The organism is Pseudahrensia aquimaris, assembly GCF_042676045.1.
GTDB lineage: Bacteria > Pseudomonadota > Alphaproteobacteria > Rhizobiales > Rhizobiaceae > Pseudahrensia > Pseudahrensia aquimaris.
The window spans coordinates 694,788-718,098 of record NZ_JBHTJV010000002.1 but is presented as its reverse complement, the minus strand read 5'-3'; the positions used below and the strand labels follow the sequence as shown (position 1 = coordinate 718,098).

The following is a 23,311-nucleotide window of genomic DNA, read 5'->3' as shown; positions in this document are numbered from 1 at the left end:
ATTAGTATCGACTTATTGAACCCTGACACCGGATTTTACAGAATAACTTGGTTCATACATCGTTACCAATTCTTCAGCTGCTGAGGGGTGTAGAGCCATCGTGTCGTCGAAGTCTTGCTTTGTGCATCCCATTTTCATCGGGACGGCAATGAGTTGGGCCATTTCCCCCGCGTCTGGACCAAGTATGTGGGCCCCTACAAGTCTGTCCGTTTGAGCATCCACAATCAGTTTCATCAGCATTTTGCTGTCACGTTTAGCCAGCGTATATTTCATTGGGCGAAATGTCGTTTTGAAGATGTTCAGCTTTTCGTATTTGCGCGCAGCATCATGTTCTGTCATCCCAACCGTGCCGATTTCGGGATGAGAGAAAACGGCAGTGGCAATATTATCGTGGTTCGGCTCTTGCGGATTTCCCTTAAATTCGGTGGAAACAAAACACATGCTTTCATGGATGGCGACTGGCGTGAGTTGCACGCGGTCGGTCACATCGCCAACAGCCCAGATATTAGCGATATTTGTCTTGGAGTATCCATCAACAGGAATGTATCCGCACTCGTCGGTTTTAACGCCAGCATTCTCAAGTCCCAAAGAGTCCGTTTGCGGCACCCGACCTAGAGCGAACATTACTTGGTCAACCTCGATTGCACTCCCGTCGGAAAGAGTTGCTTTTCGTTTGCCGTTCTCAAGCCTCTCAATTTTCGAGAAGACTTGCTGGGTTATGATTTTTATCCCGCGTTTCTCATACTCCTCGTGCAGCAGCTCTCGGACGTCATCGTCAAATCCGGATAAAATTTCCTGCCCTCGGTAGAGTATTGTCGTATCCACACCCAAGCCGTTAAAAATGCCCGCAAATTCAATGGCGATGTAACCCGCCCCAGCGATGATTATACTCTCTGGAAGCGCGCTGAGATCAAATGCTTGGTCAGAGACAATAGCGTGTTCATGTCCCTCCAAGTCTGCGTGAGGATTTGGTGTGCCGCCGACTGCGATGAGAACTTTGTCTGCTGTCACAACACGGTCTTCGGATTTGAGCCAGATCTCGTGTTGCCCCCGCAGTTCTGCGCGGCTGTCAAAAAGCTCAACGGAATTGCTCATCAAACCTTTTTTGTAGAGCCCTTCCAGCCGGGTAATTTCCGCTTCCTTGCTGGCAACCAATTTGTCCCAATCGAATTTAGTGTCACCGACCGTCCAACCATAGCCTGCCGCATCTTCAAAATGCTCGTGAAAGGTTGATGCGTAGACATATAGTTTTTTTGGAACGCAGCCGCGAATCACGCATGTGCCGCCATACCGGCTTTCTTCTGCAATTGCGACGCGGTGCCCCAACGCGGCAGTTCGATTTGCCGCACGCACTCCGCCGGACCCGCCCCCAATAACAAACAAATCGTAATCATAATTCATTGCGAGCTTCCAATATTTCGGTTCAAGAGAATTTTAAAATTTCTGGATGGTCTCAAAGTATCTGGCACACTTCCTCAAAGCTGAATCTTGGTGCCCGGGGATACGTACTATCCGGATCTGCATAACCGATGGAACAAAGGAAATTCGACTTGATGCGTGTGCCGGCAAAGAACTCTTGATCGACATAACCATTATCAAAACCAGACATGGGACCGCAATCGAGACCCACTGCGCGCGCCGCCATTATGAGGTAAGCGCCCTGTAAGGTAGAATTTCGAAGCGCCGTGATTTGGGCTGCTATTTCATTCTTCTCGAAGAGCTTGATGGCTTGTGGTGAGGATGGATAAAGGCGGGGCAAGTGATCGAAAAATTCCAAATCCTGCCCTACAATAGCAATCACTGGCGCACTTTCAGCCCGCTTGATATTGGCATCGAACAAGGCGGGCAAAAGCCTGGCCCGTGCTTGCGGTGTCGTTAGGAACACAAACCTCACCGGGCTGCCGTTCATGGAAGTCGGCCCCCATTTCATCAAATCATAAATCTCGGCAAGCTGTTGCGCTTCCACTGGCTTGGGAAGAAACCGATTGGCAGTACGCGCTTGTGTAAAGAGTGCCTCTATAGCTTTGGCATCTATCGTCATCTTAGAACGCTCGTCATTTGTGGAAACAGAAGCAAAAGCGCGATCATGAACAGCATGGCTGCCACAAAGGGACTTGTGCCAATAAAGATGTCGCGCAATGTGACCTGCGTGTTTCCAAGTGCAGCTTTGACGACATAGACGGATAGACCGAGCGGCGGGGTAAGCAGACCGACCTCTATTGCGATTACCGTCACGATGCCAAACCAAATCAAGTCTACGTTGAAGCTGACGAGCAGCGGCAACATGAGTGGCAGCGTGATCAGCATTATAGAAACGGAATCCAGGACCATCCCCATCAACAGCAAAGCAATCAGATAGACGACAATCAAAGTCATCAACTGAAGGTCAGCACTTGTCGCTAGCCCCACGAGATCGGCTGGCAGACCCGACAGCGCAATCATGCGCGTGTACATATTGGCCGCGATAATGAGCAACAGGATCGAAACCGAAATTTGTCCGGTTTCAATCATAACCCGCCAAAGTGCGCCCCAACTCGACATGCCAGGCAGAAGGGCAGCCTTTATTGCGTAAACGATCAACGCCAGTACAGCACCCACTGCTCCCGCTTCTGTGGGTGTGAAAAATCCACCGTAGATTCCCCCCAAGACCGAGACCACCAGGAAAGCGATAGGGGTGAGCTTCAAAAGAGCCGAACGCGGCGTTTCAGTTTGGGCAGGTGTGCGGCTCCATGCACTTGGAAAATCAGTTGAAATGATACGATCGAGGTTTCCGACGAAAGAAGGAACCCATCGTGCAAGACCGTAAATCATGAAACAAAAGCCCGTAGCGAGTATCAGACCAGGTACGATAGCAGCGGTGAAAAGAGCGCCAACTGAAACCTCGGCGATGATGCCGTAAACGATCAGCAGGAGCGAAGGCGGGATAAGCATTCCGAGAACAGAACTGCCAGCCACGACGCCCACAGCAAAGCGCGCCGAATAGCCGTGTTCCAGCATGGGTGGCACCGCAACTCTGGTAAACACGACCGCGGATGCAATAGATATTCCGGTAATCGCCGCGAACACCGTATTAGCAGCAACTGTTGCGACGCCAAGGCCACCTAACAAGCGGCCAAGCAACCATTGGCACACATCAAACGCATCTCGCCCCACCCGCGCTTCGTGAACAAGCATACCCATGAGCACGAACAGCGGCACGACACCGAAAAGCTGGTTTTGAATGGAACCTGTCGCGGCGATCTTCAGCATATTGATCGCTGACTCCAGATCGCCCCGCAGCAACCACACGCCAACGAAACTGAGCGCAGCTAAGGCTGTTGCAATTGGCATACCGATCAAGACGATCAAAACCATCAGTACAACCAGAATTGCGGCTATCGCAAAGCCATCAGATGCGGAGAGCAGCAGAGCAGCGGAACACGCACCTATGAGTGCGAAAATGGCGATCGCGGTGTATCCCTTTGGCGCGCCTCGATGAGCGTCAGGATGTTCAGGTTCATCTTTCATAACAGCGCGCAGCGAGAGCCAGGCCTGAACAAGAAACTCGGCGGCAGCAATCGTTGCGCAGATAACGACAATGGCGCGAAAAGGCCAAACTGCTACAGCGAAGTCGCCTTGGCTGCCAAAGTAGTCGTCGTAGATCCAAGCCTCTTGCAGATCAGGTAGTGTGCCGTAAGCGATCAAGGCCATGATTGCAGCACCCACAAGATGGAATACGAAAAAGAACAAGCCAGCTGCCGCAGGCGTGCGCATTTCTATGCCATCGAGAAAAGCGTCTGATCGAGCAAGTCGGCCATGTCGAATGCTATCGGCAACCTGCAGAAAAACGATTGCGACGATGGAGTAACCAACGATTTCAGGGACGCGGGGCAGCGGAGAGTTGAAAATTGATCGCCCCAACAGATCAGCCGTAATCAGGAACATGATGGCAACTGTCCAAATCGTTCCAGCAATGCTGAGAACGGCACTTAAGTTGGCAAGCGGCTGAAACGGAAGCCGTCCCGTCAAGACAGTTCTGCGGCTCCACGCTGATGGAATACCGCTTGGCGTGGCGCCAGCAACATGGCGCCACGGTGTCTTTATAAGAAATCGCATAGCGCGATTATGTCCAGTCACGTGCAGGTTGAACGCCAGCGGCCTTCATCGCGTCCATATAAGCTTTCAGCACTTCGCCAGCCGGCGCACCCCGGTTTTCCGTGACCGCTCGCCATTCGGCCGCTATGTCGGGGAGCCCGTCGACCCATTTTTGTCGCTCGGCGGGATCCAGAGTGGTTATCGTCGCACCACCAGCAGTCATTGCAGCTTCAAAAGCTTGTCCGGCATTCATCAACTGGGTTGCATGAACTTGCGAATACTCCTGGCCCAGTGTCTGCAAAACGCCCTGCACGTCTTCAGGGAGCTTACGCCAACTGCGACGGTTGACGGCGAGGCCTCCGGTCATTTGGCTGCCAATACTGACCTTGGTCACATACGGCGCAGGTTCAAAAAGCTTGAACGGAACGGCACCGGAAAATGCAATCAAAACGCCATCCGCGACGCCAGAACTCAAATTATTGTAGAAATCTGGAAGACCTGAATTCACCGGTACTGCGCCGGATCCTTTCAGAAAATTTCCGACCGATCCGGCTGCAATCATTTTCATGCCGTTGAGTTGTTCGTACCGTTCAAACGGCTCACGCGTCAGCATGTGGAAAGTTTCAATGCCGCTGGCACCCAAGAAAATTTGTTTTTGCCGCTGCCAAGCTTCTGAAAGAGCAGGAAGCTCTTGGTGTAGTTTGTTGATCACTGACAGCTGAAGCGGCAAGTCATCGGTGACGAAGGGCGTATGGAAAGTCACATTCTGGAGCGGCATCTTGCTCTCTTCCCAAAGCGTTCCGACCCACCCCATGTCCGTCAGTCCATCGGCTACTGCTTCCAGTGTCTTGTCAAACTTATAGAGAGCGCCGCCATAGCTCTCAGTCCAGTCTACCGAAATGGCCGATCCGGCGGCAGCAAGTCTGGAATTTGTTTCTTTGACAACATGGCTCGATAGCGCCCCCACCCATGGCACAGCGGTCGGATGACTGGACGACATAGTGAGCTTGATGACTTCGGCATGAGCCTGTCGAGGCAGCACACTGGCGCCAGCAGCTGCGGCCATCGCCGCTAAAATTGTTCTTCGTGAATGAAGCATGGTTTCTCTCCCATTTGTTTTTCAGTTAATTCCAGCCTGAAACAGGCTTTCTCCTCGATCAGACCCTCTCAAGAGCAATGGCGATGCCTTGGCCCACGCCAATGCACATGGCTGAAAGTGAATATTGTGCGCTTGTTTCGCTCAGCTCGACGGCAGCGGTGCCGGTGATACGAGCACCAGACATTCCCAGCGGATGGCCCAACGCGATGGCCCCGCCGTTTCGGTTAATCCGTGGGTCATCATCAGCAATGCCGAGTTCGCGCAATGTGGCGAGCGCTTGGCTGGCAAAAGCTTCGTTGAGTTCAATCACGCCGAATTGCTCTTGTGTCATGCCAAGCCGTGCCATCAATTTGTTCGATGCCGGCGCAGGTCCGATGCCCATGATTCGGGGCGGCACTCCCGCAGTGGCGGCCCCCAGTATTCGGGCGATAGGCGTCAGCCCATGCCGAGCTGCAGCATTTTCAGACGCGATGATAAGCGCAGCTGCGCCATCGTTTACCCCCGAGGCATTGCCTGCGGTTACAGAACCACCTTTGCGAAACGGAGCCTTGAGGGCCGCCAGCTTTTCAATGGTCGTGTCGCGCAGATGTTCATCTTTATCGAAGACGACAGGGTCACCTCTGCGTTGATCGATACTGACCGGCGTGATCTCTTTTGCCAGCCGTCCGCTGGACTGGGCTTTCTTGGCGGCTTGTTGAGAGCGCAGAGCAAACAGGTCTTGATCTTCGCGTGTTACATTGAAGTCCTCAGCCACGTTTTCGCCAGTCTCTGGCATGGAATCCACGCCATATTGCGTCTTCATCACCGGGTTGATGAAGCGCCATCCGATCGTGGTATCGTGAATTTCGGTTACCCGTGAAAAGGCGGCATCGGCTTTCGGCATCACGAAGGGCGCGCGGCTCATGCTCTCAACGCCGCCAGCAATAGCGATGTCTATCTCTCCAGACTTGATGCCGCGAGCGGCGATTATGACCGCGTCCATACCTGAACCACAGAGCCGATTGATCGTCGTTCCTGGGACAGTCTTTGGCAGATTGGCTAACAAGGCCGACATGCGCGCAACATTGCGGTTATCTTCACCAGCCTGATTGGCACAACCGTAGATGACCTCGTCGATGCCTTCCCAATCTACCTGCCTATGCTTTTCCATCAGCGACTTTATGGGCAGCGCTCCAAGATCGTCTGCGCGTACAGAAGAAAGCGCGCCGCCAAAACGGCCAATCGGCGTTCTCGTGTAGGCGCAGATATAGGCTTCGGGCATGCTACTTCCTCACAATTCGGGCACGTTCAGCGGCACGATCTTGCCATCGACATGCAGCGGCGCGCCGGTAACCGCCTGCAAGTTGTCAAAAGCGAGTGCATCCAGTTTTTCGCGCAACACAAAAGTGGCATCGACGATGTCGATGACGGCGAGCGATGTGTAGATGCGTGTGACGCAGGCTTGCCCGGTTAGAGGCATCGTGCATTCGGCAACCAATTTGGGCTCGCCACTCTTGGTGATGTGATCAGTAACAACTGCTACGTTTTTAGCGCCGTGAACCAAATCCATCGCGCCACCAACGGCTGGAACACCGCCTCTTCCCGTCGACCAGTTTGCAAGATCGCCGTTTTGAGCAACCTGGTAGGCGCCGAGAACAGCAAGGTCCAAATGACCTCCACGCACCATGGCAAAACTGTCCGCATGGTGAAAAAATGCAGCACCCGGATTGAGGGTGATTGCTTTTTTACCGGCGTTGATGAGGTCCCAATCCTCTCGCCCCTCTGGTGGTGCTTTGCCAAAACCCAAGACACCGTTCTCGGTGTGATAGGTGACATTTCGCCCTTCGGGCTGAAACTTGGCGATCATTTCCGGGAAACCGATACCAAGATTTACATAAGAGCCGTCTGTCAGGTCTTGAGCGGCGCGCCAAGCAATCTGAGCATTGGAAAGCTTTATTGAGTTCAACTGCTTACTCATGCACTGGCCTCCGGATAAACAGCGTTTTGACGGTTCAGCGCCTCTTCCTGTGCCGGGTTTGCAACGTGGACAATCCGGTCCACGAAAATGCCCGGCGTTATGATGCGTTCAGGATCGATCGCACCCACTTTCGTAACATGGCTGACCTGGGCAATCGTTTGGTTTGCAGCCATGGCCATCAGCGGATTGAAGTTTCGCGCGGCCATTCGATAGGTCAGATTGCCCATCGCGTCGCCGATCTGCGCCTTGATGAGCGCGATATCAGCTTTCAGCCAACGCTCCTGGACGTAGTCTTTTCCGTCAAAGTTCTGCACCGGTTTGCCCTGCGCTAGCTCCGTGCCGACGCTTGTGGGCGTGAAGAAAGCTGGAATACCTGCTCCGCCAGCTCGGATGCGCTCTGCTAGCGTTCCTTGCGGAACCAATTCCAGCTCGATACCGCCGGACAGATAAAGATCGTTGAAAACGACAGGATCAGCGGAGCGTGGGAATGAGCAAATTATTTTGCTGACCATCCCCTGCTCTATCAAAGCAGCGATGCCAACGTGGCCGTTACCGGCATTGTTGTTGACCACGGTCAAATTTTTTGGGCCGCTATCAATCAAAGCGTGGATCAATTCAATCGGAGCACCTGATCCGCCAAATCCGCCAATCATGACGGTGGCACCATCTTGGACAGCGCTCACTGCTTCATGGATATCGTTTTCAAGTTTGGTCATGGTGATCACGTGGCCAAACTGAGACATGCATCAAATGCACTATTGATTTGTTGAGCGCCGTCCACGCCTGGGGCAGTTTTGCTGCGCCAAGCGACATAGCCGTCTGGACGCACCAACAGGCAGCCGTCTTCGTCTATTTCACTAAGATCGGACCAATCGCCGAACATGTCGTCATAGTCACAGCCCGGACCAATCTGAACAGATTTGACTGTCACGCCGGTTCGCTTTGCCATTTGGTTGGCGGCTTCCACCCACGCATCGCCGCCAATACCGGTCAGCAAGGTAAAGCTACCGCCACCGACTACATCGAGCGTCGACACCTTATGGCTTCTTCGGTTGAGCCAGACATGAGGCAACTTTGCACCGGGCGCACTGCTGGGCTGGTAATATAACTCCGCACAGCGTTGAAATGGCCTGTGCACGTCGTTTCCTGCATGAACAGCGGTCGATACGTAGCGTTGATTCAATTCCACGCCGTGGGCATTGTATTCATAATCCTTTGCGCGAATGGCGCTGCGGAGATCGGCGCGCCGTTTTTTACCTTCGGACGTGTTGTCTTTGCGCGCTTCAATGCCTTTTTTCATCGCGTCGACATCGGCGGCATCCGCCAGACCAAGCGCCCCAAAGATGGGTCCGTATTCGCCAATGGAACGCCCGGCCCGCGAGACGATCTGCTCGGCCACGGGCGCACGTTCATCATTATAGCTTTCGAGCAATTTTTCGCCCGCAAAGCCCTTGAGGATGTAGGCCAGCTTCCATGCCAAATTGTAACTGTCCTGAACGGAAGTGTTGGAACCCAGACCATTGGTCGGCGGGTGCCTATGGACAGCATCACCCACCGCAAAGACGCGGCCCTTGCTGAGCGTTTCCGCCCAGCAATTGTTGACAGTCCAAAGCGACGTGGAATCTATCTCGACATCAAGGTCGTCGACACCGACAAGCGAACGCACGATCCCCTTGGCAAAGTCGTCGGTCATTTCCGGCGCGCCTTCGGCTAGATCATATCCGTAGACCACCATCCAGCGCTTCCAGGGCTTGATCATGCGCAAAATGCCCATGCCGACACCGCCGACATTGGCACCGGGCTGAATGATGCAATAGAGGACACTTGGGCGGTGGGCGACATAAGCAGATAGATCAGCTTCGAAAATGATGTTCATGGAACCAGCCACGCCCATCTTTCCCGCAAGCGGCAATCCGGCCTGCTCAACAACCTTTGAATTTCCGCCATCGGCACCGATCAGATATTTCGCGCGGATCGAGTATTCCTGGCCCGTGAGTTTATCGACCACCTTTGCCGTAACGCCAGTTGCGTCTTGTTCGTGACTGACAAATTCTGTGTTGAACCTGATATTGGCACCGCGCTTGACTGCGTTGTTTATCAGGACAGGTTCCAAGAAATTCTGAGGCAAGTCGCACATCGAACTAGGGCTTGCCAATTCGTAGTCGGCACGCCGTTGCGGATGGTTACCCCATGAATGGATGCGGCCTAGTTCTTCACCAGCCAATGACGTGCAAAATACATTATTGGCCATCATTTCCTGTGGCTGGGCAAATTGTTTTGCCTCTTCCTCGACGCCGAGATCGCGCAAGACTTCCATTGTTCGTTGGTTTGTGATGTGCGCGCGCGGCGTCCGGCTCGGTCCGCCAAATTGGCTGACCGCGATACAATCGACGCCGTAAGTTGCGAGTGCCAATGCGGCCGTGCCGCCGGCTGGGCCAGTGCCAACGATCAATACATCTGTTTCCACTATTGTCATTTAAACTCCTCCCAAAGCTCAATTTCATTAATCTGTTCGTTGCCGCGTCACATTGGCCGGACACCTTCAAAGGCGTCCTGAAGCATGGATCGGATCGCGTCCTTCTCGACAGGGCGCGGGTTGTAATATGGATTCTTGACGGCCAGCGTCGCAGCCCTGTCCAAATCGCTCTCAGTCAATCCGAAATCGCGCAAGGACTTTTGCTTGTTAGAAAGCAACATCAGGTCGTAGAGCCCGCCAGGTGCATCATCCACGCCCAATGCGGACGCAGTTTGCTTCATGGCTTCACTAGCATGATCGCGATTATAGGCAGCCGTGTAGGGGATCATCAGACAGTGAACAGCGCCGTGGTTCAAATCAAAGGTGCCGCCAAGCGTGTGACAAATCTTGTGGTGGATCGCCATGCCGACGGATGCCAAACACGCACCGGCAAGCCACGCGCCATATTGCGCATTCGCTCGGGCTTCACTGTCCAGCGTATCGCTCATTAGATTGGGCACAGCAGTTGCGAGCGCCTCGATCGACGCTTGGGCAAGCATGGAAACAATCGGGTTTCGGTCTTGGGCGTAGAGAGCTTCAACCGAATGGGCAATCGCATTCATGGCCGACGGCCCTGCAATGAAGGATGGTAAGGTATAGGTCAGTTCCGGATCGTAGATGACGGTTTCCGGCAACACTTTCAGCGTTGTCTGCGTCGTCTTCACGCCATCTTCGGTCTGACCAATAATGGGGGTCATTTCCGATCCGGCATAGGTGGTCGGAATGGCCAATTGAGGCATGTCGGTGCGAAGGGCGATTGCTTTGCCCAACCCGATGGTCGAACCGCCGCCAATCGATACCACTGCATCGATAGACTTGTCGGAGACTACAACCATCGCCTGGTTAGTGACATCAACCGGGGTGTGCATGGCCGCTTGGCTGAAGACACCACCGGCAAGCGGCCCAAGACTTGAAGCGAGTGCCTGCGCGTCCTTTTCCTGCTCCGGTGTCGAAAGCACGAGAGCCCGCTTCGCGCCCAGCTTTTCAAGTTCGTCTCGTGCCTCGCTAATGCGACCTCGACCAAAGACAACCCTAGATGACAAGGCTTCATATACGAATGGTTCCATGGCTTGCATCTAACGAGCCGCGGAGAATTTGACTTTTGCACGGTCGCCAGGAACCAGAACAAAGTCGTAACGCATGGTGTAGAATGGATTTTCCTTCTTGTATTTTTGAGCCGTTTCCGGATCGTCCGTCAGATCGAAATCGGTGATCAACGAGTCCTTGACGCCGAACACCGCGTCACCGCCAAGATATTCATCTTCCCGATCAAAGATCTCCGATACGATCGTTTTGTAACCCGGCGATGAAACAATGAAATGGATATGGGCGGGGCGCATATTGTGACGCCCGCCTGCCTCAAGCAGTTTTCCTACCGGCCCATCAATTGGAATTGGATAAGCTTCGGGACGCACAGTCCAAAAAGCATACGTGCCGTCCTTATCCGTCTTCAGTTTGCCTCTTAGGTTGAAATCTGGCTGATTGGGGTCAGTATTTTCATAAAGACCATTGTTGTTTGTCTGCCAGATATCGAGTTCGGCATTAGATAACGGCTCACCGTCAATATTACGAACCTGACCGGTAATGAGAGCTGCAACACCATCATTTTCGCCGCGCGAAATATTGTCATAGTGCTCGATATAGGGAGCACCCTCACGATAAAACGGTCCCAGAACGCTCGGCTCGAACGCGCCCTCAGGTAGATCGTCGTTTAGTGTTTCGACGAGCATGGTCAAACCGAGTGTGTCAGACAGCAGAATAAATTCATGCCGCTTTTCATCACTGATCTGGCCACCCCATGCTAGGAACTGTGTAGCAAAAATTAATTCGTCTGGTGTTAGTTTTACGTCCTTCGCAAATGAGTGAAGGTGTTTGATGAGCGATGCCAAGATCTGCTTTGTTCGCTCGTTTTTGGTCCCCGCGTACTCCTTAAGCGTGATGTCTGTAATCATATCCGGCGTGGTTTTCACTGCACCTGTCATTTTATAATCTCCCATTTTTTTTGAGGACTGAAGCCTTGGCCAGCCGCTTTCAGAGCGTGCTATCGGCTAGATCCATGATCTGTTTTGCAACAAAGGTCGGTTGCTCCTCAGCGACCCAATGACCGCATTCGGGAATGCCGCCGCCAGTGACATTGCTGGCGACTTTCTCCATGCTCTCCAAGCACCAATTGTTCATCAGTGCCGCCCCGCCCCAAGCAATCACGGGCACATCCAGCGGCTTTTTCATGTGCTTGATGGCTTGCTCTTGGTGCTTCCAGAACGCTTTGTAGATTTCCAAACCCGCGCGCAAAGACCCGAATTGCGTGAAAGCACGCTCATATTCGTCGAGCGCTTCCTTGGTCACAGCTTGCGGGTTGTAGGAAAACTCGGTGTAGTAGTAGTCGAGATATTTCCGCTCATTTCCGCGGATCAGTTCTTCAGGGTAAACCGGCACCGAATGCCAATTCATATGCCAGAAGAATTTTCCTTCAGGCTTGGGTTGCATGCCCTCTTCGTGGCCGCCCGTGCCGGGTATCATCATCTCGAAATTGGCCAACCCAACCACTTCATCGCGGAACAGGGCGGCATAGTGATAGGCCCACACGGAGCCCCAATCGTGACCCACGACGACAACCTTGTTGTGGCCCAGGTGATCGTGAACCAGAGTGCGGATATCGTCAGCCAAGTTATCAGCGTCATAGCCGGTTTCAGGCCGCGTTGAGTAACCCGCACCCCGGATATCGGGACAGATGACCGTGTATCTCTCGGCCAGAATCGTCTGCACTTCGCGCCAGCCATAATTGGTGTGAGGCCAGCCGTGAATAAGCACGATCGCAGGCCCAGAACCCGCGACAGTGTAATGTATTTTGATGTCCTTGATGTCAGCCTTGTGATTTGTGATTTTGACGTCAGCCATGATTTTCCTCCCAGAAATAAGGTCAAACAGCTTGCGCTGAGTAGCCGTTCAATTGCCCCGCTTGCTCAAGTGCGCGGGGGAAAAAGTCGCGGATAGATGCAATGATCTCATCGGCTGACATGGCGTCGAATTTGCTGGAGAATATCTCCGGCCCGACGTTTTTCATGCCGCCAATTTTCCCAAGCGTCTTTGTGATTTCGGTGACCGGGAACTCGCCCTCGCCGCACGGCACGCGCCAGTTGAGACAATCATCCGGTGCGCTGCGGTCTTCCGGATAGGTCAGCGGTGCATCAGCCAGCTGAACCGAAGATATTTTCTCTCCAGGAATGGTGGCGAGAAGATCCAGATCGGGATTGCCGCGCATGAAATGCCAATAGTCAAAAACAATGCCGGAATTGTCTTTGCCCGCGTCACGCACCACCGCCCACGCCATATTAAGATCGAACAGACCCCAAAACGGGATGAATTCAAGATCGCAGCGCACACCGATTTTCGCTGCACGGTCACAAATGGACGCGAAAGCCTCCGTCAGCTGGACCGAATTTACCGTACCGGCAGGAAAGCAGCATATCGTTGACATGCTCTCGACTTGAAACTCTTCCGCCAGCTTCATGAAATCGTCGACCGAGAAGCCAAGAAACGGGAAGAACTCTTCCGCCACATTGTCAGGCTTCCACTTGGGTGCCCACCGTGTGAGCGGGTCGAGGTGGGCCAGTTTGACGCCCTCATCCGCGGCCATGGCCAGCATATCTTTCGCGGACCAACCCTCCGCCTCTTTCCATTTGGTGACATGAAGAGGCGTAATCGAAATTTTTCCGAAGCCCGTCTCGCGTGCAACGCGCAATTGTTCCGGCAGAGAAAGCTCGCGTACCGTGCCTTGCCAGAGAAGATAATTGTCTTTGTCATGAGCCATTTGATTATTCCGTTACTTTTGAAGTTGATGAAGAAACTCGAAGGGCTGTGGCATCGCTAAATTCCACGCGACGCATGATGGGGAAGACGGTGATGCCGTATCTATCGGCGATCAGCCCCCAGATGCCCTGCTTGGCAAAGAGCATGATTGCGACAGCCATCAGACCGAAAGCGATGAGATACCAAGAGCCATAATCTGAAAACACTTCGCGCAGCACGAAGAAGATGGCAGTGCCCACAAATGGCCCCTCAATGCGCCCAATGCCACCGATGACGACAATGAAGATGATGGCAGCGGACCATTCCATGACATCGAAGGCCGCAACCGGCGAAATGCGCAATTTTTGCAGGAAGATCAGCGCTCCGATCATGCCGGTGAAAGCTGCAACGCCGACAAAGACGCCGAGTTTGAGGCGGAAAGTATCAACGCCTACCGAACCAGAGGCTATCTCGCTGTCACGGATCGCGGTCATGCCAAGACCAAATCGGGATCGTAGCAAAAGATAGACCATTGCCACCGAACCGACGGCAATTGCCAAGGCGGTCATGTAGATGATGAGTTCCCGCCCAGCCCGGTCCGATGCGATGGCGCGAACGGCATCAAGCGGCAGACTCATGCCAGAGCCGCCGCCGAGCGCAGGCACTTCAAAGAATGCCAGCTTGAAAACCTCCGCTACGACCCAAGTGCCAATTGCAAAATACGGTCCAGACAAGCGGAACATCAGTAAAGCAACGGGCAACGAAATAAGACCGGTGAGTAATCCGGCGATCGGCAAGCTCATGATCGGTGAGAGGCCCGCATACGTGACGAACGCGAACATCATGTAACCGCCGAAACCGATAAAGGCCTGCTGGCCCACGGAAAGGAGCCCCGCATAGCCAGCCAGCAAGTTCCACATCTGGGCAAGAGCGAGAAAATAACAAATTTCCACCACAAGCCGCATTGTGGATCGGTCGCCTGTCATCGGAAACAAAAGCAAACCAACAAACAGCAATCCCAAGATCGAAAGCCCGATGGTTGATGCTCGCGTTGCGCGCGTGATTTTATAATCAGATGCGGTCATCAGTGAGAGACCTTTGGAAACAAGCCCTGCGGCCGTGCGAGCAAAATTGCGAGAAAGACCAAGTGACCGGCCATGATCTGAAACTGCGGATCGATGCGTCCACCAATTGCCTGCGCCAGACCTAGGCCGATGCCGCCAGCAAGCGTGCCCCATATGCTGCCCAAACCACCAATGATGACGGCCTCAAAGGCAAAAAGCAGGCGGACGGGACCCGATAGCGGATCAAACGTCGTGCGGATGGCCATTAGGACGCCGGCAACGCCAATCACAGCCATGGCTATCCCTGTTGCAATAGCGAATATGCGTTTGGTGTTGATCCCCATCATGCGCGCCGCTTCTGGATCATCCGATGTGGCACGAAATTCGCGCCCCAGTTTGGTGCGATAGAAAAGAGCCTGAAGGCCTATGATCGTACCAATGGCGACCGCAAGGATGATAATCGGGAAGATGCCAAGGCTGATGTCATTGTTGAGCGCGACACTTGCTGTCTCCACCTCGCCGAGGCTGAGCTTTTGACTGTCGGCGGAAAAACCTTCCAAGAGTGCGTTCTGGATGACGATCGCCATGCCAAACGTAACGATCATGGGTGGCAGCAAGTCGTCGCCCAGCGTGCGGTTGAGGATGTTTGTTTGAAGCAAAAATCCGAAACCGAAGAAGACCGGCACGACGATTAGAAGGCTTGGAATGGGGCCAATTCCCAAGGACTCGACGATGATTAGCGAGACGAAACCTGCAAGCACGATCATGTCACCATGGGCTATGTTGACGAGCCGCATGACGCCGAACATCAGCGAAAGCCCCACAGCAAACAGCGTGTAGACGCCGCCTAACAAAATCCCCTGCAAAAGTGTGTTGATCCAATCCATCATCACATTCCGAAGTAAGCGTCGCGTATGGCGTCCAGGCTTACCTCTGCCGCGGATGAGGACAGCGAAACCCGCCCCTCTTGCATGCAGTAAACCGTGTCCGCCACGCTGAGTGCGCGCTGGATGTCTTGCTCAACGATGACGATCGACATGCCCTCGTCTTTCAGTGTTTTGATCGTTGTATAGAGGTCTTCGATGATGACCGGGGCAAGGCCCAGACTGATTTCGTCGCAAAGCAACATGGTTGGATTGCTCATCAGAGCGCGCCCAATGGAGACCATCTGTTGTTGGCCGCCAGAAAGAGAAGTTCCCGATAAGTGCCGCCGCTCCGCAAGGACTGGGAACAGGTCGTAAATGCGTTCAAGTGACCAAGGCCCGGAGCGATGAGAGTGGCTTCCAAGAACGATGTTTTCCTCAACTGAGAGCGATGGAAATAATCGCCGCCCTTCTGGCACCATCGCAATGCCGGTCTCGATCACCGTATGTGCCGGACGCCCACCTACGGCTACGTCATCCACGTAAATCATCTGAGGCGTTGTATTGATCATGCCGCAGATCGACTTCATGAGCGTGGTTTTGCCCGCGCCATTGGCGCCGATAATCGCAGTCGTTTCGCCTGACTTGAAAGTCACATCGACGCCGAACAGCGCTTGGAAATCACCGTAATACGACTTCAGATTTCGCGTAGTAATCGTGGTCATGCGGGCTCCACCCCCATATAGATTTTTTGGACCTGTGGAGATTTCATGACCGCTTCAGGCTCGCCATCGGCCAACAATTCGCCGCCGTTCAGCACGATCAAACGGTCAACCGTTGCCAGCAAAGCGTGAACGATGTGCTCGATCCAGATCAGGGCAATGCCGGTTTTGCGGATGTCGCGAATGGTTCCGATAAGAGATTGGACCTCGTGCTCGGTAAGCCCGCCAGCAATCTCGTCCAGTAAAAGTAGTTTGGGATCAGTCGCCAGACCGCGCGCCAATTCCAGGCGCTTTCGTTGCAGCAGGGTCAGGTGCCCGGCAGGCTTGTTCGCCTCTTTTGCCAAACCAGTTAGATGCAGCACCTCGATCACATGAGGACTTGCTTCTGCTTCACCCTTGCCCGAGCCGAAGACTGCTGCCGTGAGAATATTCTCATAAACCGTCATTTTGCCGAACGGATGGGGTATTTGGTAGGATCGCCCGATGCCCTGCCGACAACGCTTGAAAGGCTTGTCCTTTGAAACTTCTCGCCCCCCAAACGTGATCGAGCCGCCGTTTATGTGCTGATCTCCCGTGATCAGATTGAACAACGTGCTTTTGCCCGCGCCATTGGGTCCGATAATGCCCAAGCCTTCGGATGCCTGCACGGTCAGATCGAGACCTTTCGCGATCACCACAGCACCAAATGCTTTATCGACAGATTTGAGTTGCAATAGAGGGGTCAATGAAAAACCAATCGTCAGCCGCCAAGATCCGGCGGGTGAGCATCTAAAAAGAAAGTATGCTCACCCGCCCCATCACCTTGGGAGGAGCCCAAAATCAGGAAACGCTTTCTACCTTGCCACCAGCGGGCACGTTTTTAGCGGCAACCGTCGATACAATGATGGGTTCAAAAGCATGAGGACCGTCAGACTGACGCCACTGCGCACCTGTCAGAGGCGTCAGGACCGCGTTTTTAACCGGGCCGCTTCCCGCCTTGACCGGGCCGCTTATGGTCTGAATGTCGGTTGAGAAAAGCGCCTCGCGGGTGGCATCGTAGTCTCCGCCGCCTGAACGTTTGAGAACATCGATAGCTGTCTCGAAGATCATGTGGATCGTACCAATCGGCTGAATCCACTGAGCGTTCTCCACTGCCTCAAAAGCCTTGGCATAGTCAGTAGCACTCTCGCCGCTAATGGAGCTTTCAAATGGATAGCTTGGGTGCCAGAACAAATCGAAGCTGTGGTTTTGCGCCAAAGGTCCAAGCGACTCAGCCGTGCCGGGGAATGCGAGCGCAGCTGCGGTTGTTGCGGCTTTCACATTGAAGCCTTGTTGGGCTGCCTGCGTCCAGAAAGTCGTCCAGTCTGGTGGCAAGGCCACACCGGTAATGATTTCAACACCAGCCTCTTTGAATTGGGCGATAATGGCGGAAAAATCGTCAGTCAGATCCTGATATCGACCTGGATCAACGACCGTATAACCGTTGCTCTTCAGAACCGGGGTAAAGCCCTGAGCGAAACCGATACCGTCTGGGTTGTTAGGCCAAAGGCCACCGACAACCTTGTTGGTGTCCAGCTGGTTCCAGATGTCCATGTAGGTGTTGGTTATTTCACTGAAGCCCCAGAACAGGTGCAACTGCCAGTCAAACGGCTTCTCGTCAGTCGCGCCGCGACCATAATATTGCGTCTCCCAAGGTGTGATGGTGGAGACCAGCGGCACCCCATTGAGCTCGCATTGGTCGGCAACGGGACTGACCGTCAGCGGGTGGATGCCCGCGACCATCATATCCACTTCGTCGTTCAAGATAAGTTCCGCTGCAACTTCCGAAGCGCGGTTGGAGCTGGACTGACTGTCCTTGACAATAATCTCGACTGCGCGCTTGCGCCCGCCATCCACGACGATCCCATCTGACAGTTGCTGTTTGAGATGGTTCAGAACGAATTTGTCTCCAGCAGCGACAGCACCCAACGGTCCTGTTTCCGGATGCACGAAGCCAAGTTTCAAAGCGCCGCTTTGAGCGATCGCCGGCATTGGAAAGCTGACCGCTGCTGCAGCCGCGCCAGCACCAATTAGCACTTTACGACGGGTTAAATTGTTCCTGATGTCAGTCATTGTTGCTCCTCCCAGAACGCGACAAGTATGGACTAATCATTCCAGTAAGGCACCGACCCGCCTGGTCGTCAATAGCATATTTCCATATTTATCGGTTTACATGGACTTGCATGTATGTGTAACTATCATTCCATTATTGGAATCCGCTTGGGAGGGTGTGGTTTTGGGTGCGATCTTTTCTGACGCGGATATTGCGCCGCCACCCAAGAGGATATTGTGGTGGGGAAACGTCAGGGGCCTCACCTACAAGCAGCGACTGGCATTCGCCTCCAAGCATGGTTTCGACGCGCTCAATATTTCGCCTTTTGACGTGGTTGCGCTGCTTGAAACGGGTGAAACGCTTTCGTCCATCAAAGCCATGGCAGACGACGCTGGCCAAAAACTGACTTACCTCGACCCGATTGTATCATGGCTACCCGATTGGCGGCCCATAGGCGCTGCGGAAGAGATGATCCCTTTTCTCGAAGCGGGGCTTGGTCGCGAGCTTGAATTTGCCCAGGCGCTCGGCATTGACCGATTGCTCACAATCACAGCCTTTCCCGAAGGCCGCTATAACCGCGACGAGATTGCTCAGCGTTTATATGCTTTTGCGGATAAGGCAGCGTCCCTTGGCATGGTTTGTGTACTCGAAGCCATGCCGATGTGGGGCCTGAAGCGTTTTGCAGATGTCGTTGACGTTTGGCGCCGTATCGATCGTCCTGATGTGAAATTGATGTTTGACACGTGGCATTACTGCCGTGGCGGCCGCTCTGATCACCTGATCAGCGAATTGCCTTCCGGTGCCATTGATCACGTCCAGTTTGCAGATGGAACCGCTGCAAAACCAAACACGATGACCTTGTTTGAGGACTGCCTCTATCACCGTTTGCCTATCGGTGAAGGCGCCCTACCGATTGATGATCTAGCGAAAATTTTGGCTGCCGCAGGACATCTGAATTCCGTTGGACCAGAGGTCTTTTCGCGCATCTTCGATGAACTGCCTGCGGACCAATTGGCTGCTGCACTGATGCCAGGCTTCGAGAACGTGGTTTCAAAACATTGCGATAATTTGAGTGGGGTGGGCATTGGACATGGCTAAGCGATTTGATGGAAAACGGGTTGTCATCACAGGTGCCGGTGTGGGCATTGGACTGGAAATTGCAAAGCGTTTCGTCGCTGACGGCGCTGTTGTCGTATCGGCTGATATTGCCGTAACAGACGCGCTAAAGCAGGTAACCACCTCCTGCGGCGGCGGCGCTTTTGAGCTTGATCTTGGCAGTCGCCAAGGGCCGGTCGAACTTATCGAGCGGGCCATCAAAATCATGGGTGGTGTAGATATTCTTATCAACAATCTCGGTGCATCTCCGGTGCGAGAAGGTTTCTTGCAAACCACTGATGACCATTGGGAGCGGTTGTTCAACATCAACCTGTTTTCGATGGTAAGGGCCACACGTGCCGCCCTGCCGTCTTTGATCGAAAATCAAGGTGTCATTGTCAACGTCACAAGCGTGCTCGCGCGCGAACCTATTGTGATCCAGCCAGACTATTGCGCAACCAAGGCTGCAATCATGAATTTGTCGCGCAATATTGCGACCGAGTTTGGCCCCCAAGGGGTTCGGATCGTCAATGTATCGCCTGGGCCGACTCTCACGCCGCAATGGACCGAGCCGGGCGGTCAAATTGAGCAATATGCCGAACGCGCTGGCGTCAGTCCTGACGAGGCGCTGAAAGTCACGATACCCGAAGATCTCGGTCTCGCGCTGAGACGGTTCGTGCAGCCTTCCGAAATTGCCGACACGGTTTTGTTTGCGTGCGAGGCCACCGCCATCACCGGGACCGAATTATTGGTGGACGCAGGCATGCGCCGGTCCGTTTGATCACACGACTACCACGACAGGAAAAAAGCAATGAACCAGCACACAAAGCCCGATCTTGAAGCTCTCGCACGTCAAGCCAGAATGGCCGCGGTGGGGGACGCCGCACGGCGGACAATTGTTCACCCCGATCATCCGGTTCCAGACACCCCCCGAGGAGAAAGCGAGGCGTCACCACGCTTTGAATTGTTTCATTTCACGATGTCGATTTGCTCACAGAAGTCGCGCGTAGCTCTGCTCGAAGCAGGCCATTCATTTGCAAGCAATGAACTGGTCATCATGCCCCCGCTAAATGAGAATTATGCGCCTGAGTATGTGCAACTGCGGATGAGTTCGAAACTTGCTAAAGAGAGGCCTTTGGTCGGCTCTTACTCAGGAGCCACGGATGTTGGCAAGGAAGGTTTCGATCCGCTCGTCGTGCCAACTTTGGTCGACTATGAGACGAACGAAGTTATCGCAGACTCACGAACCATCACAATGCATGTGGCTAGTGTTGGAGAGAACACGCTCATCCCTGATCAGAATAAAGACGACGTCATCAAAGAAATCGACATCGTAGATGGATTGCCCATAGCGGGCCTGTTTTACGGCAAGAACCCAGCCGGCGATCATCGTCCCACGGCCATCCAAAAAGGCATGCAGGACGCGCACACCCGCAAGATCGAGCAGATCAATTTGCGGCTTGAGGCGATGGCCCCCGATCATCCGCTGCGAAAGGCCTATGCGCATAAAATTATGAAAGAAGAAGCGGGCCGAAAATTCATCTCCGACGAAGCAAATATGCAGTCACTGATCGATCACGCGCAGAACGCAATCAGAGGCTTGGATGAACGCTTGTCGGACGATCGCACATGGGCAACTGGTGAGACATTCACCATGGCCGATGCGTTCTGGGGACCAAGTCTGTATCGATTGTTGTATTTGGGATATGACTGGATGTGGGCTGACTTGCCGAAAACCACAGCCTATGCCGAGCGCACATTCGAACGCTCCTCGATCAAGATGGGAGTCATCAAATGGCCCGGTCATCCGCCCGGCGACACCATTGCTCGATTTATGGGGTAATTCAGCGTTATGCCCAATCTGAGCATCAAAGTTGACAGAGCGCTTATATCCGACGTGCAGCCGCTGCTCGGGTCGATTGAAGACACTCTGGCGGCGACCTACGGCATTGCAGTCGACAAATGCAATGTCATGGTGTGCGAGATGGACACCGCGCCTCACGCTTGCCCGATCTATATCGAATTTGTCTATCGGGAGAGTGCAACCAATGGCGCAGATAAAATTGCGATGGTGGGCAAACAAATTGCTGAGTGCCTGAAACCCATGGAGGCGCGGATTGCATTCCGCGCTTTTGCGATGACGGCTGAAACACTACTGTCAAAGAACTTCTAGTCTCACAGCATGCGTAGCCTCATCTCTTATTCGTGTAGACCAAGAGTCGTTCGGCGCGCCCTTCTGATGAGTTTTGTCGTCGGCATCGTTTTAGCACTCATCAATCACGGGCAAAAGATCATAGCGGGCGAGATAGATCCGGGATCCGCCATTCGAATAGGATTGACCTTTCTCGTCCCCTATTGTGTATCCACATTTTCGTCAGTCTTGGCTCTCAAGGAGTATGAAGCGACGACGAGCGAAAACAATGGCGTCGGACGAACGGAGACAGGTGTCTAAATGGCAAAGACCAGACAATTTGACATGGAGCTCGTGTTGAATCGCGCCCTCGCCGTATTTCGGGAGCTTGGTTACGAAGCCACATCCGTAGACGATTTATCCGAAGCGACCGGCTTGGGCAAAGGCAGCCTGTACGCTGCTTTTGAAAGCAAAGAAGGGCTGTTTCTTCACGTTTTAGACTTCTATCGTCAAAAATCCGACGCCCGTTTCAAAGCCGCCTTGGAAAACTCATCTCTTGTCGAGGCCATATCAGATGCGCTGCAGGTTTTCTTTGAAAATCTCACCGACGCTGACAATTGCGGCGGATGCCTTGTGGTGCAAGCTGCGGAAAACAGTGAGATCAAATCGCGTCGAATAAGGCGCAAGGTTGTGGCCGCGTTTTCCGAAGAAGAGCAAGCCTTTTACGAGCGCCTCCGAAAGGCTTGCAGCGATGGAGAGTTATCGCCCGCAACAGATGTCAGAGCCCTTGCACGTTTTTTGTCTGCGCAGACGCGCGCCATGGGTGTGACCGCCAGAATTTCCGATGACCCGCAAGTGCTCAAAGACATTATGAGTGTGGCACTAACGACAATATCGGCAAGAACCAGTATCGCGGCGAATACGGCAAGCGCACATGCAGTATGAATGACAGCGGCTCAGCTCGACCCGCGCGTCGAAGGAAGGCTCCAGTCAATATCAGGACCAAGAGGCACGATGCCATTTGGATTGCGCTTCGGGCTTTTGGAATAATAGCCCTGCTTGTAGATGTCGAAGCGAACAGTGGCTGCGACACCGGGCGAGTTGTATAGACGTCGCGCATAATCCCACAAGTTAGGATAGTCGATCAGGCGACGCAGGTTGCACTTGAAGGCACCGAAATAAGCGACGTCAAAACGTGCCAATGTCGGAAACAGCCGAGCATCAGCTTCCGTCAACTCATCGCCCATAAGCCACTGGCGGTCTGCAAGATGGCTTTCAAGAGCATCAAGGGTCTCAAACACATCGTGGAAGCCTTTTTCATACGCTTCTTGGGACTCTGAAAATCCTGCCCGGTAGACACCGTTGTTCAGATTTTTGTGTATGCGATCATTCCAGAGATCGATTTCCGCCCGCAAATCGACCGGGTAGGCATCCCAATCATTGCCGCCACAGTTATTGAATACACTGCCAAACATGCGAACAATGTCTGCGGATTCGTTGGAAACAATGGTGTCCGTCTCTCGATCCCAAAGAATTGGCACGGTGACACGTCCTGAATAGTTGCGATGCGATCTTGAATAGAGTTCGTGTAGGAATTCGCTGTCAAAAAGATCGTCTGGGTAGCCTGCATTGCGATCGAATATCCAGCCTTGGTCCGTTCGCCGCGGCGCGCAGACCGAAACAGTTACGATGTCTTCAAGCTGCTTGAGTGCGCGCATAAGCAGCGTTCGGTGCGCCCAAGGGCAATTCCAAGCAACGTATAAATGATAGCGATTTGCTTGCGCAGGATATTGGCTTTGCTGCGCGATTATGCCCTGTGAGACGGGTTCAACCCATGATCTGAGGACGGATGGACTGCGCTCGAAAGCGCCTGAGGGTGCAGCGCTTATTCCTTCGTCCGTGATCCATTCGCCGCGAAACATTTTCCCCAT

General features: G+C 53.5%; 24 protein-coding genes. 6 read left to right on the top strand and 18 right to left on the bottom strand.

Going from position 1 to position 23,311, the window contains the following annotated elements:
• Nucleotides 1-12 precede the first annotated feature (12 nt).
• The 17 genes from gor to ACFQ14_RS03145 form a co-directional block, all read right to left on the bottom strand.
• The gene (gene gor, locus ACFQ14_RS03225) at nt 13-1,401 is read right to left on the bottom strand and encodes a glutathione-disulfide reductase (RefSeq protein WP_377211255.1); all 1,389 of its coding nucleotides are present in this window, start codon (nt 1,399-1,401) and stop codon (nt 13-15) included.
• Nucleotides 1,402-1,453: 52 nt separating this feature from the next.
• Nucleotides 1,454-2,041, bottom strand: a complete 588-nt coding sequence (locus ACFQ14_RS03220) for a malonic semialdehyde reductase (RefSeq protein WP_377211254.1) — start codon at nt 2,039-2,041, stop codon at nt 1,454-1,456.
• Nucleotides 2,038-4,095: a TRAP transporter large permease gene (locus ACFQ14_RS03215; protein WP_377211253.1), complete on the bottom strand. Its 2,058-nt coding sequence runs from the start codon at nt 4,093-4,095 to the stop codon at nt 2,038-2,040. Before ACFQ14_RS03215 ends, ACFQ14_RS03220 begins: the two co-directional genes overlap by 4 nt.
• 7 nt (nt 4,096-4,102) lie before the next feature.
• Entirely contained in the window at nt 4,103-5,173 is a 1,071-nt protein-coding gene (locus ACFQ14_RS03210) for a C4-dicarboxylate TRAP transporter substrate-binding protein (RefSeq protein WP_377211252.1), read from the bottom strand.
• A 58-nt stretch (nt 5,174-5,231) separates the two neighbouring features.
• Nucleotides 5,232-6,434 (bottom strand): 3-oxoadipyl-CoA thiolase, encoded by a 1,203-nt coding sequence (gene pcaF, locus ACFQ14_RS03205; protein WP_377211251.1) that lies wholly within the window; start codon nt 6,432-6,434, stop codon nt 5,232-5,234.
• A 9-nt stretch (nt 6,435-6,443) separates the two neighbouring features.
• The gene (locus ACFQ14_RS03200) at nt 6,444-7,130 is read right to left on the bottom strand and encodes a 3-oxoacid CoA-transferase subunit B (protein ID WP_377211250.1); all 687 of its coding nucleotides are present in this window, start codon (nt 7,128-7,130) and stop codon (nt 6,444-6,446) included.
• Nucleotides 7,127-7,846, bottom strand: a complete 720-nt coding sequence (locus tag ACFQ14_RS03195) for a 3-oxoacid CoA-transferase subunit A (protein ID WP_377211249.1) — start codon at nt 7,844-7,846, stop codon at nt 7,127-7,129. The genes ACFQ14_RS03200 and ACFQ14_RS03195 overlap by 4 nt, the downstream gene beginning before the upstream one ends.
• Nucleotides 7,847-7,851: 5 nt before the next feature.
• Nucleotides 7,852-9,606, bottom strand: coding sequence for an FAD-dependent oxidoreductase (locus ACFQ14_RS03190; RefSeq protein WP_377211248.1), 1,755 nt, complete (start codon nt 9,604-9,606; stop codon nt 7,852-7,854).
• Between the two features lie 47 nt (nt 9,607-9,653).
• Nucleotides 9,654-10,712 (bottom strand): maleylacetate reductase, encoded by a 1,059-nt coding sequence (locus tag ACFQ14_RS03185; protein WP_377211247.1) that lies wholly within the window; start codon nt 10,710-10,712, stop codon nt 9,654-9,656.
• 9 nt (nt 10,713-10,721) lie between these two features.
• On the bottom strand, nt 10,722-11,627 hold the full coding sequence (locus ACFQ14_RS03180) for a dioxygenase family protein (RefSeq protein ID WP_377211246.1): 906 nt from the start codon (nt 11,625-11,627) through the stop codon (nt 10,722-10,724).
• A gap of 49 nt (nt 11,628-11,676) precedes the next feature.
• Nucleotides 11,677-12,543, bottom strand: coding sequence for an alpha/beta fold hydrolase (locus tag ACFQ14_RS03175; protein ID WP_377211245.1), 867 nt, complete (start codon nt 12,541-12,543; stop codon nt 11,677-11,679).
• A gap of 22 nt (nt 12,544-12,565) precedes the next feature.
• The gene (locus tag ACFQ14_RS03170) at nt 12,566-13,456 is read right to left on the bottom strand and encodes a sugar phosphate isomerase/epimerase family protein (protein WP_377211244.1); all 891 of its coding nucleotides are present in this window, start codon (nt 13,454-13,456) and stop codon (nt 12,566-12,568) included.
• A gap of 4 nt (nt 13,457-13,460) precedes the next feature.
• Complete coding sequence (locus ACFQ14_RS03165; RefSeq protein ID WP_377211243.1) at nt 13,461-14,519, bottom strand: branched-chain amino acid ABC transporter permease; 1,059 nt, start codon at nt 14,517-14,519, stop codon at nt 13,461-13,463.
• Complete coding sequence (locus tag ACFQ14_RS03160) at nt 14,519-15,385, bottom strand: branched-chain amino acid ABC transporter permease (RefSeq protein WP_377211242.1); 867 nt, start codon at nt 15,383-15,385, stop codon at nt 14,519-14,521. The genes ACFQ14_RS03165 and ACFQ14_RS03160 overlap by 1 nt, the downstream gene beginning before the upstream one ends.
• A gap of 2 nt (nt 15,386-15,387) precedes the next feature.
• Nucleotides 15,388-16,086: an ABC transporter ATP-binding protein gene (locus tag ACFQ14_RS03155; protein WP_377211241.1), complete on the bottom strand. Its 699-nt coding sequence runs from the start codon at nt 16,084-16,086 to the stop codon at nt 15,388-15,390.
• Nucleotides 16,083-16,796 (bottom strand): ABC transporter ATP-binding protein, encoded by a 714-nt coding sequence (locus ACFQ14_RS03150; RefSeq protein WP_377211240.1) that lies wholly within the window; start codon nt 16,794-16,796, stop codon nt 16,083-16,085. Before ACFQ14_RS03150 ends, ACFQ14_RS03155 begins: the two co-directional genes overlap by 4 nt.
• A gap of 106 nt (nt 16,797-16,902) precedes the next feature.
• A complete protein-coding gene (locus ACFQ14_RS03145) occupies nt 16,903-18,174 on the bottom strand; it encodes an ABC transporter substrate-binding protein (RefSeq protein WP_377211239.1) in 1,272 nt (423 codons plus the stop codon).
• A gap of 163 nt (nt 18,175-18,337) precedes the next feature.
• Between ACFQ14_RS03145 and ACFQ14_RS03140 the strand changes: the two genes are divergently transcribed.
• The 6 genes from ACFQ14_RS03140 (at nt 18,338) to ACFQ14_RS03115 (ending at nt 22,325) form a co-directional block, all read left to right on the top strand.
• A complete protein-coding gene (locus ACFQ14_RS03140) occupies nt 18,338-19,252 on the top strand; it encodes a sugar phosphate isomerase/epimerase family protein (RefSeq protein ID WP_377211238.1) in 915 nt (304 codons plus the stop codon).
• Entirely contained in the window at nt 19,245-20,030 is a 786-nt protein-coding gene (locus tag ACFQ14_RS03135) for an SDR family NAD(P)-dependent oxidoreductase (protein WP_377211237.1), read from the top strand. Before ACFQ14_RS03140 ends, ACFQ14_RS03135 begins: the two co-directional genes overlap by 8 nt.
• A 30-nt stretch (nt 20,031-20,060) precedes the next feature.
• Nucleotides 20,061-21,092 carry a glutathione S-transferase family protein gene (locus ACFQ14_RS03130; RefSeq protein ID WP_377211236.1) on the top strand — a complete coding sequence of 344 codons (1,032 nt, stop codon included), beginning with the start codon at nt 20,061-20,063 and terminating at the stop codon, nt 21,090-21,092.
• 9 nt (nt 21,093-21,101) lie between these two features.
• The gene (locus tag ACFQ14_RS03125; protein ID WP_377211235.1) at nt 21,102-21,422 is read left to right on the top strand and encodes a hypothetical protein; all 321 of its coding nucleotides are present in this window, start codon (nt 21,102-21,104) and stop codon (nt 21,420-21,422) included.
• Nucleotides 21,423-21,488: 66 nt separating this feature from the next.
• Nucleotides 21,489-21,701 (top strand): nitrate/nitrite transporter NrtS, encoded by a 213-nt coding sequence (gene nrtS / locus ACFQ14_RS03120; protein WP_377211234.1) that lies wholly within the window; start codon nt 21,489-21,491, stop codon nt 21,699-21,701.
• Nucleotides 21,702-22,325, top strand: coding sequence for a TetR/AcrR family transcriptional regulator (locus ACFQ14_RS03115; protein ID WP_377211233.1), 624 nt, complete (start codon nt 21,702-21,704; stop codon nt 22,323-22,325).
• A gap of 11 nt (nt 22,326-22,336) precedes the next feature.
• Here the strand turns inward: ACFQ14_RS03115 and ACFQ14_RS03110 are convergent, their stop codons facing one another.
• The gene (locus ACFQ14_RS03110; protein ID WP_377211335.1) at nt 22,337-23,302 is read right to left on the bottom strand and encodes a glutathione S-transferase family protein; all 966 of its coding nucleotides are present in this window, start codon (nt 23,300-23,302) and stop codon (nt 22,337-22,339) included.
• Between the last annotated feature and the right edge of the window lie 9 nt (nt 23,303-23,311).

What these genes read in the sequence shown, in the direction of transcription:
- ACFQ14_RS03180 (WP_377211246.1), bottom strand. Translation starts at nt 11,627, where the DNA reads ATGACAGGTGCAGTGAAAACCACGCCGGATATGATTACAGACATCACG.
- ACFQ14_RS03170 (WP_377211244.1), bottom strand. Translation starts at nt 13,456, where the DNA reads ATGGCTCATGACAAAGACAATTATCTTCTCTGGCAAGGCACGGTACGC.
- ACFQ14_RS03190 (WP_377211248.1), bottom strand. Translation starts at nt 9,606, where the DNA reads ATGACAATAGTGGAAACAGATGTATTGATCGTTGGCACTGGCCCAGCC.
- ACFQ14_RS03220 (WP_377211254.1), bottom strand. Translation starts at nt 2,041, where the DNA reads ATGACGATAGATGCCAAAGCTATAGAGGCACTCTTTACACAAGCGCGT.
- ACFQ14_RS03125 (WP_377211235.1), top strand. Translation starts at nt 21,102, where the DNA reads ATGCCCAATCTGAGCATCAAAGTTGACAGAGCGCTTATATCCGACGTG.
- nrtS (WP_377211234.1), top strand. Translation starts at nt 21,489, where the DNA reads ATGAGTTTTGTCGTCGGCATCGTTTTAGCACTCATCAATCACGGGCAA.
- pcaF (WP_377211251.1), bottom strand. Translation starts at nt 6,434, where the DNA reads ATGCCCGAAGCCTATATCTGCGCCTACACGAGAACGCCGATTGGCCGT.
- ACFQ14_RS03175 (WP_377211245.1), bottom strand. Translation starts at nt 12,543, where the DNA reads ATGGCTGACGTCAAAATCACAAATCACAAGGCTGACATCAAGGACATC.
- ACFQ14_RS03155 (WP_377211241.1), bottom strand. Translation starts at nt 16,086, where the DNA reads ATGACCACGATTACTACGCGAAATCTGAAGTCGTATTACGGTGATTTC.
- ACFQ14_RS03145 (WP_377211239.1), bottom strand. Translation starts at nt 18,174, where the DNA reads ATGACTGACATCAGGAACAATTTAACCCGTCGTAAAGTGCTAATTGGT.
- ACFQ14_RS03210 (WP_377211252.1), bottom strand. Translation starts at nt 5,173, where the DNA reads ATGCTTCATTCACGAAGAACAATTTTAGCGGCGATGGCCGCAGCTGCT.
- ACFQ14_RS03160 (WP_377211242.1), bottom strand. Translation starts at nt 15,385, where the DNA reads ATGGATTGGATCAACACACTTTTGCAGGGGATTTTGTTAGGCGGCGTC.
- ACFQ14_RS03195 (WP_377211249.1), bottom strand. Translation starts at nt 7,846, where the DNA reads ATGACCAAACTTGAAAACGATATCCATGAAGCAGTGAGCGCTGTCCAA.
- ACFQ14_RS03110 (WP_377211335.1), bottom strand. Translation starts at nt 23,302, where the DNA reads ATGTTTCGCGGCGAATGGATCACGGACGAAGGAATAAGCGCTGCACCC.
- gor (WP_377211255.1), bottom strand. Translation starts at nt 1,401, where the DNA reads ATGAATTATGATTACGATTTGTTTGTTATTGGGGGCGGGTCCGGCGGA.
- ACFQ14_RS03185 (WP_377211247.1), bottom strand. Translation starts at nt 10,712, where the DNA reads ATGGAACCATTCGTATATGAAGCCTTGTCATCTAGGGTTGTCTTTGGT.
- ACFQ14_RS03200 (WP_377211250.1), bottom strand. Translation starts at nt 7,130, where the DNA reads ATGAGTAAGCAGTTGAACTCAATAAAGCTTTCCAATGCTCAGATTGCT.
- ACFQ14_RS03135 (WP_377211237.1), top strand. Translation starts at nt 19,245, where the DNA reads ATGGCTAAGCGATTTGATGGAAAACGGGTTGTCATCACAGGTGCCGGT.
- ACFQ14_RS03115 (WP_377211233.1), top strand. Translation starts at nt 21,702, where the DNA reads ATGGCAAAGACCAGACAATTTGACATGGAGCTCGTGTTGAATCGCGCC.
- ACFQ14_RS03215 (WP_377211253.1), bottom strand. Translation starts at nt 4,095, where the DNA reads ATGCGATTTCTTATAAAGACACCGTGGCGCCATGTTGCTGGCGCCACG.
- ACFQ14_RS03165 (WP_377211243.1), bottom strand. Translation starts at nt 14,519, where the DNA reads ATGACCGCATCTGATTATAAAATCACGCGCGCAACGCGAGCATCAACC.
- ACFQ14_RS03130 (WP_377211236.1), top strand. Translation starts at nt 20,061, where the DNA reads ATGAACCAGCACACAAAGCCCGATCTTGAAGCTCTCGCACGTCAAGCC.